The sequence below is a fragment of the Promicromonospora panici genome, assembly GCF_900608595.1.
Lineage (GTDB): Bacteria > Actinomycetota > Actinomycetes > Actinomycetales > Cellulomonadaceae > Promicromonospora > Promicromonospora panici.
In genome coordinates this window covers 1-17413 of sequence record NZ_UWYY01000043.1, presented here as the reverse complement: position 1 = coordinate 17413, position 17413 = coordinate 1, and the positions used below count along the sequence as shown (strand labels likewise).

14 protein-coding genes are annotated in these 17413 nt (G+C 71.2%); 10 read left to right on the top strand and 4 right to left on the bottom strand.

Annotated elements, in window-relative coordinates; genetic code table 11:
- From EW117_RS28785 to EW117_RS28765, 5 genes are all read left to right on the top strand, one after another.
- On the top strand, positions 1-1434 hold a 1434-nt coding region (locus tag EW117_RS28785; RefSeq protein ID WP_207212119.1), incomplete at its 5' end, for an alpha/beta hydrolase.
- Positions 1435-1719: 285 nt separating this feature from the next.
- Positions 1720-2607 (top strand): alpha/beta fold hydrolase, encoded by an 888-nt coding sequence (locus EW117_RS28780; RefSeq protein ID WP_242504640.1) that lies wholly within the window; start codon positions 1720-1722, stop codon positions 2605-2607.
- A 65-nt stretch (positions 2608-2672) separates the two neighbouring features.
- On the top strand, positions 2673-3668 hold the full coding sequence (locus EW117_RS28775) for an NADP-dependent oxidoreductase (RefSeq protein WP_129790153.1): 996 nt from the start codon (positions 2673-2675) through the stop codon (positions 3666-3668).
- Between the two features lie 69 nt (positions 3669-3737).
- On the top strand, positions 3738-4598 hold the full coding sequence (locus EW117_RS28770) for an alpha/beta fold hydrolase (RefSeq protein WP_129790152.1): 861 nt from the start codon (positions 3738-3740) through the stop codon (positions 4596-4598).
- Between the two features lie 77 nt (positions 4599-4675).
- Positions 4676-5278 carry a TetR/AcrR family transcriptional regulator gene (locus tag EW117_RS28765; protein ID WP_129790151.1) on the top strand — a complete coding sequence of 201 codons (603 nt, stop codon included), beginning with the start codon at positions 4676-4678 and terminating at the stop codon, positions 5276-5278.
- Between the two features lie 34 nt (positions 5279-5312).
- Here EW117_RS28765 and EW117_RS28760 read toward each other — a convergent pair whose 3' ends face one another.
- Positions 5313-5756, bottom strand: a complete 444-nt coding sequence (locus EW117_RS28760) for a nitroreductase family deazaflavin-dependent oxidoreductase (protein ID WP_207212118.1) — start codon at positions 5754-5756, stop codon at positions 5313-5315.
- A 201-nt stretch (positions 5757-5957) separates the two neighbouring features.
- Between EW117_RS28760 and EW117_RS28755 the strand changes: the two genes are divergently transcribed.
- Entirely contained in the window at positions 5958-10025 is a 4068-nt protein-coding gene (locus EW117_RS28755; protein WP_129790150.1) for a S8 family serine peptidase, read from the top strand.
- A gap of 165 nt (positions 10026-10190) precedes the next feature.
- Here the strand turns inward: EW117_RS28755 and EW117_RS28750 are convergent, their stop codons facing one another.
- Positions 10191-11606: an MFS transporter gene (locus tag EW117_RS28750; RefSeq protein ID WP_242504639.1), complete on the bottom strand. Its 1416-nt coding sequence runs from the start codon at positions 11604-11606 to the stop codon at positions 10191-10193.
- Positions 11607-11677: 71 nt separating this feature from the next.
- Here EW117_RS28750 and EW117_RS28745 point away from each other — a divergent pair, with 71 nt between their 5' ends.
- On the top strand, positions 11678-12127 hold the full coding sequence (locus tag EW117_RS28745) for a winged helix-turn-helix transcriptional regulator (protein WP_129790149.1): 450 nt from the start codon (positions 11678-11680) through the stop codon (positions 12125-12127).
- A 77-nt stretch (positions 12128-12204) separates the two neighbouring features.
- Here the strand turns inward: EW117_RS28745 and EW117_RS28740 are convergent, their stop codons facing one another.
- Positions 12205-13257, bottom strand: coding sequence for an isopenicillin N synthase family dioxygenase (locus EW117_RS28740; protein ID WP_129790148.1), 1053 nt, complete (start codon positions 13255-13257; stop codon positions 12205-12207).
- 119 nt (positions 13258-13376) lie between these two features.
- On the opposite strand from EW117_RS28740, the gene EW117_RS28735 reads away from it, so the two are divergent.
- A complete protein-coding gene (locus EW117_RS28735) occupies positions 13377-14015 on the top strand; it encodes a helix-turn-helix domain-containing protein (protein WP_165362912.1) in 639 nt (212 codons plus the stop codon).
- Positions 14016-14030: 15 nt separating this feature from the next.
- Here the strand turns inward: EW117_RS28735 and EW117_RS28730 are convergent, their stop codons facing one another.
- Complete coding sequence (locus EW117_RS28730) at positions 14031-14759, bottom strand: aminotransferase class IV (RefSeq protein WP_129790146.1); 729 nt, start codon at positions 14757-14759, stop codon at positions 14031-14033.
- Positions 14760-14812: 53 nt separating this feature from the next.
- Between EW117_RS28730 and EW117_RS28725 the strand changes: the two genes are divergently transcribed.
- Positions 14813-15829, top strand: coding sequence for a LacI family DNA-binding transcriptional regulator (locus tag EW117_RS28725; protein WP_129790145.1), 1017 nt, complete (start codon positions 14813-14815; stop codon positions 15827-15829).
- A gap of 203 nt (positions 15830-16032) precedes the next feature.
- Positions 16033-17226, top strand: coding sequence for an AI-2E family transporter (locus tag EW117_RS28720; RefSeq protein WP_129790144.1), 1194 nt, complete (start codon positions 16033-16035; stop codon positions 17224-17226).
- The last annotated feature ends 187 nt before the right edge of the window (positions 17227-17413 follow it).

Below are 17413 nucleotides of genomic sequence, written 5' to 3'. Positions count from 1 at the left end.
GGCGAGAGGCTGGACTGCGCCACCGTCGAGGTCCCGCTGGAGTACACCGACCCCGACGGCGAGCAGATCCCGCTCGCGGTGACCCGCCACCGCGCCACCGACCCTGACCAGCGCATCGGCAGCCTGTTCATCAACCCGGGCGGCCCCGGCGTCCCGGCCACGGAGACCGTCGCGTCCATCGACCCCGGCAGCGACACCATCCCGTACTCGCCCGACGTCGTGGCGCGGTTCGACGTCGTCGGCGTGGATCCCCGCGGGGTCGGTGAGTCGGGCGCCGTCCGCTGCCTGACCGACGAGCAGCGCGCCGAGCAGGCGGTCGAGGACCGCGACCCGGCCCTCCCCGGCGGCAAGCGGTTCGGCCAGCTGCTCGCCGACGCCGATACCTTCACCGAGGGCTGCCTGGACCACCAGCGCCCCGAGTTCTTGGCGAGCCTGTCCACCGACAACGTCGCCCGCGACCTGGACCAGGTCCGCGCCGCGCTCGGCGAGGAGCAGATCACCTTCTACGGCGCCTCCTACGGCACGGTGGTCGGCCCGATGTACGCGACGATGTTCCCGGACCGCGTCCGACAGATGGTGATCGACGCCCCGGTCGACACGAGCCTGTGGCAGAACGACCCGCTGCGGCTGCTCGACGACGTCGCCCGGTCCAACGAGCAGACGCTCGACGCGTGGTTCGAGACCTGCCGGGCCGAGGGCGCTGACGTGTGCCCGTTCGGCGACGGCGATCCCGAGGCCGCGTTCGACGCCCTGATCGCCGAGCTGGAGGCCGAGCCGCTGGAGGTTCCGCCGACCGAGGGCCTCACGCCGGGCGGCACGCTCGACGGTGCCATGACGCTTGAGAGCGTGCGCTTCGCCGCGGGCCACCGCAGCCTCTGGCCGCTGCTCACCGCGGGCCTGACCGCCGCACAGCAGGGCAACGGCACGCCGCTCCACTACCTGGTCTCCCTGGCCACGGTCGCACCGTTCGGTGGTCCGTACGCGACGCTCCAGGAGGCGCACACCGCGGTCCGTTGCGCCGACTGGCCGACGCTGACCAACCTGGCGGAGCACCGTGCCGCGGCAAAGAAGATCGCCGCACGCGACGACCGTCTGGGCAGCCGGGCCGCCTACAGCGCGCTCAACTGCGCACTGTGGCCGGCGCAGAACGAGGACCACTTCACCGACGAGCTCACCGGCGCCGGCGCCCCGCCGATCCTCGTGGTCGGCGGACGCCTGGACAACGTCTCCCCGTACCACTGGGCCGAGACCATGGCCGAGCGCCTGGAGGGCGCCGTGCTGCTCACCCGCGAGGGTGTGGCCCACACCTCCTACCGCACCAGCGGCCCGTGCGTCGACGCCGCGGTGGACGCGGCACTGATCGACGGCGTCCTGCCCGCCGACGGCACGGTCTGCGACGTCGCCCCAGCCACCACCCGGCCGCCCGCCTCCTAGGCCGAGTGGAACGGCGGCCGACGCCGGGAAGAACTGTGCCGGCCAGGTAGGTAACGGAGATGTAGCACAGCTACGCCTCCGTTACCTACCTGGCCGGCGCTGTCTTTCCCGGAGCGCTTTCCCGGGGGCCGCGGCGCTGCGGCCCACGCGACGCCGGCCGCGGAGGGGTCGCGCCCGGGCGGTGACCGGCGTCTCTCGACCTCACTCTTGACAGAAAGAGTGAGTGGACTCAAAATTGAGTCAGCTCAGACAAGGCTGAGCGAGAGCACCTCTCGGGAGAGCGACATGTCGCAGCAAGGAACCACGCAGCACTCCATGGATGCGCAGTACTACGTGGATGCGCAGTACTACGTGGATGCGCCGACGCGAACGATCGCGGCCGGCGGCGTGCGGTTCGCCTACCGCGAGCTCGGCCCGCAGTCCGGAATACCGCTGGTCCTCCTGACGCACCTGGGAGCGAACCTCGACGGCTGGGACCCGCGCGTCGTCGACGGCCTGGCCCAGGACCGCCACGTGATCGCCGTCGACTACCGCGGTGTCGGCGGGTCCACGGGACGCGTCCGCGACTCGATCGGCGAGATGGCTGACGACGTCGTCGCCGTGATCCGGGCGCTCGGCCACGACCGGGTGGACATGTTCGGCCTGGCGATCGGCGGAATGGTCGCCCAGGCCGTCGCCGAGCGGGCGCCGCGCCTGATCGACCGCCTCGTCCTCGCGGCCGCAGGGCCGGCGGGCGGGCCTGGCCTGGCCGCGGCGCCCCGCGTGACCGTCACCACGGGGCTCCGCGCCGCGCTCACGTTCAACGACCCGAAGACGCTGCTGTTCTTCACCTCCACCGCCACCGGGAAGCACGCCGCCCGCGCCTACCTCGCGCGGCTGCAGGAGCGCACGGCCGGGCGCGACAAGCCCGTGACCCCGGGGACCTACCGCGCGCAGCTGACCGCGCTGCGTCGCTGGGGCCAGCAGGCTCCCTCCGAGCTGTCGTCCGCCGTCGGCGAGGTGTTCATCGTCCAGGGCGACAGCGACCGGCTGGTACCGGCCGCGAACGCCACCGAACTGGCCCGGGTGTTTCCCGGCGCGATGGTGACGGTGTACCCGGACTCAGGGCACGGCGTCGTCTTCCAGTACCACCGCAAGTTCGTCGCCGCCGCGCGCGACTTCCTCCGCCGCTGAAGCCACCAGACCAACCAGACCAACCAGACCAACCAGACCAACCAGATCACGAAGGAAAGCCAACGATGCGTGCGTTCGTCATCACCAAGTACAAGGAGCCCCTGCAGGAAGCGGAAGTTCCCGAGCCCGTCGTCGGAGAGCACGACGTGCTGGTTCAGGTGCAGGCCGCCGGGCTCAACGTCGTCGACGAGAAGATCCGGTCGGGGGCGTTCAAGTCGTTCCTGCGATTCGAGCTGCCGCAGGTCATGGGTAGCGACGTCGCGGGAACGGTGATCCGCGTCGGCGCGAAGGTGCGGGACTTCACGCTCGGCGACCAGGTGTACGCCCAGCCCCGCACGAACCGCATCGGAACCTTCGCCGAGCGCATCGCGGTGCACGAGGCCGACCTCGCGCTCAAGCCCGAGTCGGTCACCCTTGAGGAGGCGGGCTCGCTGCCGATGGTCGCCCTGACCGCGTGGCAGGCGCTCGTCGAGCGGGGCAACGTTCAGCCTGGCCAGCGGGTCCTCATCCACGCCGGCTCCGGCGGCGTCGGGAGCGTAGCGATCCAGCTCGCCAAGCACCTCGGCGCCACCGTCGCGACCACGGTCAGCGCCGGCAACGCGGACTTCGTCCGGGAGCTCGGCGCCGACAGCGTCGTCGACTACCGCACCCAGGACTTCGAACGGCTCCTGGACGGGTACGACCTGGTGCTGGACAGCGTTGGTGGGGAGAACCTCGAGAAGTCGCTCCGCGTGCTGCGCCCCGGCGGCAAGGCGATCGGGATCGTCGGGCCGCCCGACGCCGCGTTCGCCCGCGAGAGAGGCCTGAACCCGGTGCTGCGCCTCGCGATGGCAGCGCTCAGCAGCAAGATCCGCCGGCAGGCGAAGAAGCTCGGGGTGACCTACGAGTTCCTCTTCATGCACCCGAGCGGCGACCAGCTCCGGCAGATCAGCGCCCTCGTCGACAAGGGCGTGCTGCGACCCGTCGTGGGACGGGTCTTCGACTTCGACCAGACCGTGGAGGCCGTGCAGTCGATCGGTACGGGCGGTCTCCGCGGCAAGGCAGTCATCACCAGGGCCTGACCGGCCTTTCTCGCAGCCCTTCACCACCCTTTCTCACCCATTCGCAGAACCTGAAAACAGGAGAACATCATGAGCACCAACGACACCTCGAACGTCATCACCTCCTACGCACTGGCCCCGGCCCGCACGATCGACGCCGGCGGCGTGACCTACGCCTACCGGGAGCTCGGGCCGAAGGGCGGGATCCCCGTCGTCTTCTTCGTGCACCTCGCGGCGACCCTCGACAACTGGGACCCCCGGATCGTGGACGCCATCGCGCAGAACCGCCACGTCATCACCTTCGACAACCGCGGCGTCGGCGCCTCCACGGGCAGCGTTCCCGACGACGTCGAGGCGATGGCCGACGACGCCTACACGTTCATCACGGCCCTCGGCTTCGACACGGTCGACATCTTCTCCTTCTCCCTGGGCGGCATGGTCGCGCAGGACCTCGTGGTCAAGCACCCGGAGCTGGTCCGCAAGCTGGTGCTGACCGGCACCGGCCCGCGCGGCGGCAAGGACATCGACAAGGTCGTCGGAGTCACCTACTGGGACATCCTGCGCGCGACGCTGACCCGGTCGGACCCGAAGGAGTTCCTGTTCTTCAACCGCAACGCCACCGGCAAGTCCGCCGCGAAGGCGTTCGTCAAGCGCCTGCAGGAGCGCACCGTCGACCGCGACCAGGACATCTCGCTGACGGGGTTCCGCACGCAGCTCAAGGCGATCCAGAAGTACGGCCGCTCGGCGCCCTCCGACCTGTCGAAGGTCACGCAGCCGACCCTGATCGCCAACGGCGACAACGACCGGATGGTGCCCTCGGTGCTGTCCGAGGACCTGCACCGCCGGATCAAGGACTCCACGCTCGTCATCTACCCGGACTCCGGGCACGGCGGCATCTTCCAGTTCCACGAGAAGTTCGCGCCCGTCGCGGCCGAGTTCCTGGCCCGCTGACCCGTCGGACGCCGGGGGCGCACCTGGCCTCCGTGGAAGAATGATCAACTCCTACTCAGCAGCGAAGGAGGGCAGCCATGCCCCTCGCCTCCAAGCCGGTCGGACGGCGTGAGCGGAACAAGCAGCAGAAGCTCGAACGCATCGTGGCTGCCGCCACCGAGCTCTTCGCCGAGCGCGGCGTCGACGAGGTGACCACCCAGGAGATCGCCGACAAGGCCGACATCGGTGCGGGGACGCTGTTCCTCTACGCCAAGACCAAGGGCGAGCTCCTGCTGCTCGTGCAGAACTCCACCTACGCCGACGCCCTCGTCCAGGGCAAGCAGGAGGCCGACGGGATCACGGACCCGCTCGAGGCGGTGATGGCGATCGTGCGTCCCGTGGTGGAGTGCAACCGCAAGCAGGTCGACAACGGGCGCACCTACCTGCGCGAGATCGTCTTCGGCGACCCCGCCGAGCCCCACCACCGCGAGGCCCTCGGCCTGAGCCTGCAGACCGAGGAGGCGATCGCCGCCGTCCTGCAGCGCGACGAACGGATGACCGCGCAGGACGCCGCGGCGCGGGCGCGGATCGTCTCCGCGATCATGTTCCTCAGCATGGCCGCAACCATCAACGCCGCCAACCCGGTTGACGACGTCGTGCGCGAGATCGAGGACCAGGTGCGGCTCCTGCTGCCGGAGTGACGGCGTCCCCGGGCTGGGAGAGCCGGGCCGAAGCTCAGCCCACGAGCCGGAAGATCGGGAACGCCCGGCCCTCCGCCGTCTTCTCGTACGCGACGAACCCGCTCGAGAACTCCTTGAACCGCTCCCACACGGCGTCGCGCTCGGCGCCCGTCAGCTCCTCGACCTTGGCCCGCACGGTCTGGACAGGATCCCCGGGGACCTCGATGTCGACCTGCTCGGCGCGGCGCAGGCCGTAGACCCAGGCCGGGTTCTTCGGCGAGCCGCCGGCCGACGCGACGACGTACCGGCCGGCGTCGTCCTGGATCGAGGCGACGGGCGCGATCCGGATGGTGCCGTCCTTCTTCGGCACGTGCACGAGCACGAGGTTCTTGCCGAACGCGACGGGCTCGTTGACCTCGCCCCCGTGGGCGCGGAAAGTCTCGACGATCTGCTGGTTGAAGTCCATGCCTGCGGCAACGCCGCCGGTGGCGCCAGGCATTCCGCAGAGCGGGTGACCTGCCGACTTTTGTTGCCCTTTTAGCCCCCTGCTCTCAGAGTGTGACTGGCACACGCTCGTGGGCCAGTGGCTGCGCCCCGACCGCGGGGCGCTTGCTCCCCGGAGGCAAGAATGCACAGTCGCATGCCGCACCGACGCGCGCCGATCGCCCTCATGGCGGTCGGCGCTCTTTTGGCTACAGGGGTGAGCGCGACACCCGCGCTCGCGAGCACGCCGACACCGACAGGGACCTCGCCCGTCGCCACCGCCGACGTCCCGGAACGCCCGGCGGACAAGATCAGCCCCGCCGTGCAGACCCGGCTGGACACCAAGGAGACCGCCGACTTCTGGATCCGGTTCGCCGACGCCCCGGACCTGGAGCCGGCCACGGACATCGCCGACTGGGACGAGCGCGGCCAGTACGTCTACGACGCCCTGACCAGCACGGCGAAGGCGTCGCAGGCGGACGTCGTCGCCGACCTGAAGGCCGCGGGCGCGGACTACGAGTCCTACTGGATCAGCAACGCGATCCTCGTCGAGGACGGCACGGCGGATCTGGTGCAGCGGGTCGCCGCGAGCCGTGAGGTGAAGCAGGTCCACGAGCGGTTCGCCGCCCAGCCCATCGAGCCGGTCGAGCGCAAGGCCCCGACCGAGGACGCACCGCTGGCCACCGAGTGGGGCCTCGACGCCATCGGGGTTCCGGAGGTGTGGGACATGGGGTACACCGGTGACGGGATCACCGTGGCCAACATCGACTCCGGCGTCGAGGTCGAGCACCCCGCCCTCCTGGAGCACTACCGCGGCTACCTGGGCGACGAGGGCCTGAGCAACGACTACAACTGGTTCGACGCGGGCGGCTTCTGCGACGGAGCGCCCTGCGACGTCGACGGCCACGGCTCCCACGTCATGGGCACCATGGTGGGCGACGACGGCGCGGGCAACCAGATCGGCGTCGCACCGGACGCCGACTGGATCGCGGCCAACGGCTGCGCCAGCTGCTCCGACGAGGACCTGCTCGCCTCCGGGCAGTGGATCCTCGCGCCGACGCGGGCCGACGGGTCGGACCCCGACCCGTCCCAGCGCCCGCACGTCGTGAACAACTCGTGGGGTCAGCAGATGCCCGGCGCCATCGACGACTTCATGTCCGAGGAGATCGCGGCCTGGGAGGCGGCGGGCATCTTCGGCGCGTGGGCGGCGGGCAACGCGGGTGAGACCGGCTGCCAGTCGACGTCGTCCCCCGGGGCCAACGTCGCGACCTATGCGGCCGGCGCGTTCTCGGAGTCCGGCGACATCGCCGAGTTCTCCTCGCGCGGACCGGGAGCCGACGGCGAGACCAAGCCGAACCTGGCCGCGCCCGGTGACGAGGTGCGGTCCTCCGTGCCCGGCGGCGACTACGCCGCGTTCAGCGGCACATCCATGGCGTCACCGCACCTCGCGGGCGCCGTGGCGCTGCTGTGGAGCGCGGCGCCGGTCCTCGTCGGCGACATCGAGGCCACCAAGCAGCTCCTGGACCAGACTTCGACCGACGTCGCCGACGATTCCTGCGGCGGCTCGCCCGCCGACAACAACGTCTGGGGCGAGGGCAAGCTCGACGTGCGGGCGCTGGTCAACAACGCGCCGATCGACGGCTACGGGTTCCTCGAGGGCACCGTCACGGGGCCTGACGGCGAGCCTGTCGCCGGGGTGAAGGTCGCCTCGGGCAAGCGCTCCGACGTCACCGACACCAACGGCGCGTACCGCATGGGCCTGGAGGAGGGCTCGCACGAGGTGAGCGCCTCCGCCTTCGGGTACCTCGACGTGACGGCACCTGCCGACATCGTCGAGCGGGAGACCACCACGCTCGACCTCACCCTGGAGGCTGCGCCGACCACCACCGTGAGCGGCACCGTCACCGACGGCTCCGGGCACGGCTGGCCGCTCGACGCCAAGGTCTCCGTGCAGGGTGCCCCCAGCAGCGTCGTGGCGTGGACCGACCCGTTCACGGGTGAGTACTCGTTCGAGCTGCCGCAGTCGACCGCGCACACGCTGGTCGTGCAGCCGTCCGTGCCCGGGTACGGGACGTTCACGCAGGTCGTCGAGGTGGGCGCGGAGCCGGCGACTGCCGACGTCGCGACGCCCGTGCTTGCCGAGTGCACGGCTCCCGGTTACGCCCTGACCGGGGCGGGCGTCGGGGTCGAGGAGTTCGAGACCGGCGACGTGCCCGACGGCTGGACCGTCGAGGACCTGGCGGGCACCGAGCAGGTCTGGACGTTCGACGACCGGTTCGAGTACGGCAACCAGACCGGCGGCCAGGGCCTGTTCGCCGAGGTGAACAGCGACGGCTACGGCGAGGAAGGGATGCAGGACACGACGCTCACGTCGCCGTCCTTCGACCTGAGCGACCTCGACGCACCGCTCCTGACGTTCGACCAGAGCTACTTCGCGCTGGACGACTTCGCCGACGTCGGCCTCAGCGTCGACGGCGGCGAGACCTGGGAGACGGCGCTGCACCAGACCTCCGACGCGCTCGGGCGCACGGTCGTCGCCCTGCCGGGCGCGGGCGGCGCGTCCGACGTGCGCGTCCGGTTCCACTACGGCGACGCCATGTGGGCGGGGTGGTGGCAGATCGACAACGTCTCGGTCGGCGCGTGCACCCCGGTCGACGGCGGCCTCGTCGCCGGGTTCGTCCAGGACCTCAACACCGGTGACGGCGTCAACCGCGCCACGGTGACGGGCGGCGCCGAGCAGAGCACGCGGTCCGCCGACCCGGCGAACCCGACCGTGGGCGCGGGATACTACTCGCTGTTCACCACGCCGGCCGGCGAGCAGCAGATCGGCTACACGGCCAAGGACTACACCGCGACCGAGGCCGCGGTGACCGTCGTCGCCGACGCCGTGACCCGGCAGGACGTGGAGCTGGCGGCCCCGCTGCTCACCGTCTCGCCGGGCGAGCTGTCCCGGGAGGTGCGGATGGGCGGCGGCCGGTCCGGCACGTTCACCGTGACGAACGAGGGCACCGCGCCCGCCGACGTCGAGGTGGCGCCGGCGTCGTCGGACTTCGAGATCCTCGGGTCGGCGGGCAGGTCGGCGGGCAGCGGCGGCGTCATCAAGGGCGCCGTCGGTGAGACGACCGACGTGAGCACCGTGGCGTCGCCGGGCGCGAAGGGCGCTGTGGGGGCGGCGGGCGAAAGGGCGGCGGATGGGGACAGTACAGCCGCCGCGTCGGACGGCGACGCCGCGTCGGACGGCGACGGCTTCGGCCGGAACGGGAAGCGTCCCGGGGCGTCGGTGACGCCGTCGGCCCCGCCGTCGCTGCTCGCGGACGAGGGAACCACGATCACGCACTCCTCGTCGCAGGACATCACGCCGGGCAACTCCGTGGCCTGCGGGGCCGGTGTGACCAAGTTCCTGCGCACGTTCACGCTGGAGGACTTCGAGATCGAGGGCGAGTTCGCGGTGACGAACGTGTCCTTCGGCGTGGAGATCGTGGAGGCGCCCGGTGACGCCACGGTCAACCTGTACGAGCTCGACGGCGACTTCGAGTACGCGAACATGACCCTGCTCGGCTCGTCCGACGTGGCCCTGGAACCGCAGGAGCTCACCTTGATCGACGTGCCCGTCACGGGCACTGCGTCCCCGGGCAGCACGCTCGTGGTCGAGATCGTCGGGGAACCCGGGTTCTTCGTCGGGTCCAACGCCGAGCCGGAGACGGCGCCGTCGTACATCGCGTCCGACGACTGCGGCACTCCCGAGCCGACCACCGTCGCCGACCTCGGGTTCCCGGACATGCACACGGTCATGAACGTGACGGGCGAGACCACGGTCGAGGTGCCGTGGCTCGATGTCCAGCCGCCGGCGTTCACGCTGGAGCCGGGCGAGTCCGCGACGGTGCACGTCGACCTCGACAGCAGCCGCATCGACCAGCCGGGCACCTACACCTCGGCGGTGATGGCCAACGGCAGCACGCCGTATCCCGAGCCGCGGGTGCAGGTGTCGTTGTCGGTGACCCCGCCGACGAACTGGGGCAAGATCGCCGGCACGGTGACGGGCGTCACCTGTGACGACGAGACGGTCCCGCTCGAGGGGGCGTTCGTGGTCATCGACGGGTCCGAGTACGACGTCACGCTCGTGACCGGTCCGGAGGGCGGCTACGCCCGCTGGATGGGGGTGTCGAACAACCGGCTGACGCTGCTCAGCTCGGCGACGGGGTACCCGCCGGAGATGAAGAACGCGCGCATCACCAAGGGCCGGACGGTGGTGCACGACTTCGAGCTGAACGAGTACTGCGATTGACCAGAAACCCTCGCCGAGGTAGAACTCCGGCGAGGTAGAACTGTGGCGAAGTAGAACCGCAGCGCACGTCTGGTGCGCTGCGGTTCTACTTCGCCACAGTTCTACTTCGCCACAGTTCTACTTCGCCAGAGTTCTACCTCGCGGGAGTTCTACCTCGCCCTGGTTCTACCTCGGCACGACGGCGGCCTGCCGGCCGCGGACCCAGGTCGAGATGCCCATCGCCAGGGCGAGGGCCGCCGCGATCGCGGGGACCAGGAGCGCGCGCCGGTAGTCGGTCCAGCCGGCGTCCGCGGCGTGGCCGTTGACCAGTGCGATCGTCGCTACCGAGACGCCCAGTGCGGCGCCGAACTGGAACGCCGTGTAGACGATCCCGCCGGCGACGCCGTGCTCGGACTCGTCCAGGCCGGCGGTGGCCGCCGCCGCGAGCGGCCCGTAGACCAGCGCGAACATCACGCCGATCAGCAGCAGCGACGGCAGGAGGTCGAGGTATCCCCACGACCCGTCGATGCGCAGCGCCAGGGCGAAGGCGACGGCGCCCGCGAGCAGCCCGGCGACCATGACCGGGGCATTCCCGAACCGCTTGACCAGCCGGTGCGTGACCAGGGGAGCGAGGATCATGTCCAGGCCCATGACGGCGAACGCCAGTCCCGTGGCGACCGGTGACCAGCCGCGGAACTCCTGCAGGTAGAGCGTGATCAGGAACTGGAACGCGAAGAATGCCCCGATGAACAGCAGACCGGCGGCGCTCGACCGGAGCAGCAGGCCCTCGCGCAGCACCGACAGGCGGAGCAGCGGGTCCCGCACGCGGCGCTCGATCGCCACGAAGGCACCGAGCAGCACCGCTGCGGCGACGAACGCGGCGATCCCGGTGACGACGTCGTGCCCCTCGCCGAGCGCCACCACGCCATAGATGAGCGCGACCATCGCGGACGTGAGGGTGATCGCGCCACCCAGGTCGAACCCGCGGCGCGGCAGCTCGGGGGCGGCGTCGGGCCGGATGACGGCGCGTCCGGCGATCCAGAGCGCGGCGCCCACGATCACGGGGGCGAAGAACACCCAGCGCCAGCCGGCGTCGGTCAGGAAGCCGCCCGCCACCACGCCCAGCGTGAACCCGCCGGCGCCGATCGCGCCGTAGATCGCCAGGGCGCGGTCACGCAGCGGACCCTCGGGAAAGCTGGTCGTCAGGAGGCTGAACCCCGCCGGCGTCATGAACCCCGCGGTGGCACCCGTGACGAACCGGGCGACCACGAGCACCCAGGCGTCGTCGGCGATGCCGCCCAGGCCCGAGAACGCGACGAACACGGCGAGGGCGACCAGGAACGTGCGGCGTCGGCCGAGGAGGTCGGCCGTGCGCCCGCCGAAGATCATGAACCCGCCGTAGGCGAGCACGTAGGCGCTGATCACCCAGTGCGCGTCCGACGTCGCCAGGCCGATGTCGGCGGCGATGGCCGGCACCGCGACGTTGAGCATCGCGATGTCGATCCCTTCGAGGAAGAGCGCGCCGCACACGACGGCCAGCACTCCCCAGCCGGTCGGGGTCGTGTTCGCCGCTGGCCGGACGACCGCTTGCACGTCTGTCACAGGGATCTCCTCGCTCATGTCCCGCATGGTTACCACTTGTAACCATGACGATCGTTGGGCACGATCAGGACATGACACAAGTAGGCACTTCGACGTCACCCGGTTCCCTCGAGGGAACCGAGGCCGAGCTGGAGGCTTGCAGGTTCGAGCGGGACCCCTTCCAGTGGGACGTCCGTGAGGACTGCCAGGTCCGGCAGATCCTGGACCGCATCGCCGACAAGTGGTCCCTGCTCGTGATCGCGATCCTGGACGAGAAGACGCTCCGCTTCGGCGAGCTGGGCCGGGAGATCGACGGGATCAGCAAGCGGATGCTGACCGTGACCCTGCGCAACCTCGAACGCGACGGCCTGGTCCGGCGCACCGTGTACCCGGAGGTGCCGCCGCGCGTCGAGTACGAGCTCACCGCGCTGGGCCGCACTCTGCTCGGCACGACCCAGGCCCTGGTGGCCTGGACCGAGGAGCACCAGGACCAGGTCGCCCGCGCGCGCCAGGAGTTCGAGGCAGCAAACCCAGCCCGCTGAGCTTCTTGGTTGTGAGCGTGACGGTTGCGACTACGCATCCGTTATAGGCGCAACGGACGCGCCCACAACCACGAGGGTCAGTAGCGGCTCGTGAGGACTCGTTCGGCCTCGCGTTCCGTGTCGGTCGTGTTGTTGACCAGGCCCCGGGAGCCGTTGAGCTTTGCCTCGATGTGCTCGCCGACGGTGATCGGGCCGTACAGCTCCGTCTCGCCCTCCGCGACGCAGCCGGGAAGCGTGGTGATGACGGCGTCGACGTTGCCGTCGAAGAAGAATGCCGCGGAGCGACGCCGCTTGATGCGGCCGTCGATCACCGGCGGCTTCACCCGGTGCAGCGTCGACTTCCAGCGCTCGTTCGTCCACCGCGCCGTCAGGTCGCCCAGGTTCACGAGCAGGGCGCCGGGCAGCGGGGAGACGTCGTTCCAGCCGCCGTCGTCGTCGAGCACCTGGAGGCCCTTGACGTCGTCGGCCCAGAGCAGCGTCACGATGCCGAAGTCGGTGTGCTCGCCCATGCCGATGAGGTCGCCGTCGAGCTCGACCCGCTCGCCCTCGGGGAGCGCGTAGTTGTTCATGCGCAGGACGTCGAGGGAGTGGTCGGTGTACTCGTCGAAGTACCCGGCGGGCAGGCCGAGGGCGTCCGCGAAGATCTCCATCATGACCTTCGCGACCGACGTGGCGTGCGACATCCACAGCTCGACGTCGTCCCGGAAGGTGTCGCTCTCGGCCGGCCAGATGTTGTCGGAGTACATGCCCGGGTCGACGTCGGCGTGCGGGTAGTCAGCGGCGGACGCGCCGACGTTGAACGCCTCGAAGAAGTCGTTCATCCGCTCGGCCTTCTCCACGCCCAGGCTGAGGCTGAGCCGCTCCGACCGGGGCGGGCTGTACCCGCGGTTGACGCCGTCCGGCGCCCGGTACTGCTTCTTCACGTCGAGCGGCAGCTCGAAGAACCGGTCGCTGGCCCGGCCGAGGCGCGCCCAGGCCTCCAGCGGGATGCCGTGTCCGAGGATCTGCATGAAGCCGACGGTGCGCGCCGCCTCGTCGATCCGGCGGGCGACGTCGGCCCGCTCGGCGTCGGTGCCGCCCGTGATGTACGGGGCGATGTCGATGGTCGGAACGTGGAACGTAGCTGACATGCCGGTCTCCCTCGGGTGTTCGGATACCTTCGGTCCAGTTCCCCGGGCCCGTCCCGGGCCAGGGTGATAGGTATTGGTTATCAAATATGGACCAGGATCCAGGCGTAGGGGTTAAGCCCGTGTTACAGATTCCGGACGGCACGGCCGATGTCCGCGCCGCGGTGGGGCTGGCCATTCGGCGTGCGCGTGAGGCGGCGGGGCTCTCGATGCGTGCACTCGCGCGGGCGAGCGAGATGAGCCAGCCGTTCCTCAGCCAGGTCGAGAAAGGCGAGACCAGCCCCTCGCTGTCGAGCCTGTACCGGCTCGCCCACGCGCTCGGGCTGCCGCCGAGCCAGCTCATGCCGGCGGTGAGCGCGCCGCGCGGGGTGTCCGTGCTGCGGCGTGGAGAGGGCCGCGAGCTGGCGGTCTCAGAAGCGCCGGGTGCGGCGCACGGTCGGCTCCTGTCCGGGGGCGCCGGACACCTGCTCGAGGTGGTCGAGTACCGCGTCGAGCCGGGCGCCGACCTGGGCGGCTGGTTCGAGTCCGACGGCGAGATGACGGTCTACGTGATCGACGGCGAGGTCGAGGTCACGCTGGAGGACGAGGGCTCCTGGCGGCTCGGCCCCGGCGAGGCGATCAGCCACCCGGCCGACGTCCGGCACCGCTGGGCCGTGGTCGGCGCCGGGACGGCGCGGATCCTGCTCTCGATAGCGCACACCCACCCGGCGGTGGCGGCGCGCCCGGCCGGTGCCGGTCGCGGCGGCGGCGGCGAAGCGTGACCTGAACGCGCGAGCCTAGATCCGTTCCCACGGGACGGCCGCGAGGCGGTCGACGACGCCGGCGAGAAGCGCCCCGCCGTCGGGCAGCGGTGCGTCGTCGATGGACCCCACCGCGACCACGCCGATCGAGTTGACCAGGAACGCGCCCGCGAACGCGGCGACGTCGGCGGGCAGGATCCGCCGGCGGACCGAAGGCGTCGTGGCCTCGACCAGCCGCATGGCGGTGCCGTGGAGGTGGGGAGCGTCCGGCCAGACGACGCCACCGTCGGGCGTGAGGAACCCGATGTTCGCGATCGAGGACTCGGCGACGGCTCCGTCGGGTGCGGTGAGCAGGGCGTCGTCGTACCCGTCGAGGCGGACCCGGCGGGCCCACTCGAGCTGTGCGAACCCGCCCAGGTGCTTGAGGTGGGCGAACGGGCGCAGGTAGGGGACCGAACGCATACGCTGCGGGGCGGTGGGCGGACGGTGCGGCTCGTCGACGGACACCAGGACCCGCTCGGCGTCGCGCGCCATGACGCGCACGGAGGCGTCCGCCGTCCCGGTCAGGGCGTGCCGGATCAGGTCGCGGACCCGGTCGCCCGGCAGCGGCCGGTCGAACAGCTCGCGGTGGGCGGCGTCCAGCCGGACGAGGTGATGCTCCAGGCCCTGGACCCCGCCGTCGCGCACCTGCATGGCCGTGAAGTGGCCGTAGGTGCTGAACAGGTCCGGCGCCGCGGAGGGGTGGCCGTTGGTCTCGATACGCACCCTGCGACCCTAATCACTCCATCCACGAACCTCTTCCGTGGTGAGATAGCGACGTGAGCCGCCGCACCGACGAGGGTCCCGTCACGATCTACGACGTAGCTCGTCGCGCGGACGTGTCCGTGGCGTCGGTCTCGAACTTCCTCAATTGGCCCGACCGCGTCTCCGTGGCCATGAAGGCCCGCATCGGTGAGGCCATCCGCGACCTCGGGTTCGTGCCGAGCCTGGCCGCGCGCCAGCTGCGCGGCCACCGCAGCGGGATCGTGGGCGCCTCCTTCGTCAACGCGTCCAACCCGTACTTCGGCGGCATCACGACGGCGGTCGAGAAGCTCGCGGCGGCCAACGGGCTCGCGGTCGTGGTGGGCAGCTCGCACGAGTCGGCCGCCCAGCAGAAGCGGTTCCTCGACCTGTTCGAGCAGCTCCGGTTCGACGGCGTGGTCGTCGCGCCGTCCGACGACGACCTGGAGCCGCTGCGGCGCCAGCGCGACCGGGGCACCCCGATCGTGCTCGTGGACCACGAGGACCCGGAGCACCGGCTGTCGTCGGTGTCGCTCGACCACCGCGAGGGCGGGCGGCTCGCCGCGCAGCACCTGCTCGACGCCGGACGCCGGCGCCTGCTCTTCGCCGCCGGCCCCAAGGGTGTGCGGCAGGTCGCGCGCCGCATCGACGGCTGCCGCGACGCCGTGCGGCAGACGCCCGGCGTCTACCTGGAGATCGTCCGCGCCCTCGACCTCGACGTCGCCGACGGCACCGGCGTGGGTCGCCGGATCGCGGAGCTTCCCCCCGCCCGGCGGCCCGACGCCGTCGTGGCCGGCAACGACCTGCACGCGATCGGCATCGTCGCGGCGCTGACGGCCGCGGGCGTCCGCGTTCCCGACGACATCGCGGTGGTCGGGTACGACGACATCCCGTTCGCGGCGGTCGCCGCCGTGCCACTGACGACGGTGCGCCAGCCCATCGCGGAGATCGGGACGGCGGCGGCCCGGCTCCTGCTGGACGAGATAGCCGAGCCGGGCCTGGAGCCGCGCGACGTCGTGCTGGCGCCCGAGCTGGTCGTGCGGGCGAGCGCGTAGCCGCCGGACGCGCCGGCGTCGGACGCGTCGACGTCGGACGCGTCGACGCCGGACGCGTCGATCCGGGCGTGCAGGCGATCCGGGCGTGCAGGCGTAGGGCCGCCCCGGACGGCGCGCCGTGGCACAGGGGTGCAAGAGCCCGGCCAGGAACTACTCTGGCGCCAGGTGTCTGCCGGGGACACGTGGGATCGGAATGGAGCGTTATGGCCCGCATGCCGCAAGGCCCCGGCATCTCGTCGCGTGCGTCGGGAGTGCGGTTCGCGCGGGTAGCCCGGTCCGGGGTCGGGAGCGCTCGGGTCCGGGGTGCCCGGATCGCTGGCCGCCGGCTCGCCGGCCGCAGGGCCACCGTCGTCGGCCTGCCGGCGCGCCCGTTCGGTTACGCGATGCTCGCGACCCTGGGCGTGGGCGCCGGCATCGTGCTGCTCGACGCTATGGCGGCGGTCGCCACGGTCATCGTGTACGTCGGAGTGGGCCTGTTCCTGGCGTTGGCCCTCGAGCCCCCGATCCGGCTCCTCACCTCGCGCGGACTGCCCCGGTGGGCGGCCGCGACGGTGACGATCGTCGGATTCGCGCTGCTGGTGGCGCTCTTCGTCGTCCTGGTGCTGCCGCTCGCCATCGAGCAGGTCGGGATCTTCGGCGCGCAGCTGGTAGCGGCGTTGCGCGATCTGCCCGATCAGGCCTGGTACGCCTGGACCACCGACAACCTGGTCGCGCTGGACCTGAACGGGTTGCTGTCGTCGCTGACCGGGCTGCTCACCGACCCCCGGCAGCTCTCGGCGATCGCGGGCGGTGTGCTGCAGGTCGGCACTGGGCTGATCAACGGCGTGACCGCCGTCGTCATCGTCACCGCCCTGACCATCTACTTCGCGGTCTCGTTGCCGACCATGGTGGCCGCCGTCCTGCGGCTGGTGCCACGGTCTCGGCGGACGATGACGGGCTCGCTCTTGACTGAGGTGCTGGACTCGGTGGGCCGGTACGTCTCGGGGCAGCTGATCCTGGCGACCATCAACGCCACGTTCACGCTCCTCCTGACGGTGTTCGCGGGCAGTCCCGCCCCGATCCTGCTCGCCGTCATCGCGTTCATCGCGGCGTTGATACCCGTGGTCGGTACGGTGATCGGTTCGATCCTGGTGACCCTCGCCACGCTGACGGTGAGCCCGGTCGCCGCCGTCGTGGTCGGCGTGCTCCTGCTCGTGTACATGCAGGTCGAGGCGTACGTGCTGTCGCCACGGGTGATGAGCCGGGCCGTCTCTATGCCGGGCGTTCTCGTCATCGTCGCCGCCCTGGCCGGTGCCGCGCTCGGCGGCGTGCTCGGTGCACTCGTGGCCGTCCCGGTTGCGGCGGCGTGCCTGCTCGTCATCAACCGGGTGGTGATCCCGCTCCAGGAGGCGCGGTAGGGCGACTCGCGCCACGCAGGCTACGCGCACCACCCAGTCCGCCGAGGTGGACCGGGTGGTGCGTCGTAGTTCTCCCCCGGGGCCGACCCTGCAGCTGGGTTGTCGCGCCCCTGCTGCTCGTCGAGGAGCCGACCTGGCCGGGCCTGTCGGTCTGCTGTTCGGGCTGGTCTCCGGGTCCTGTTGGTCA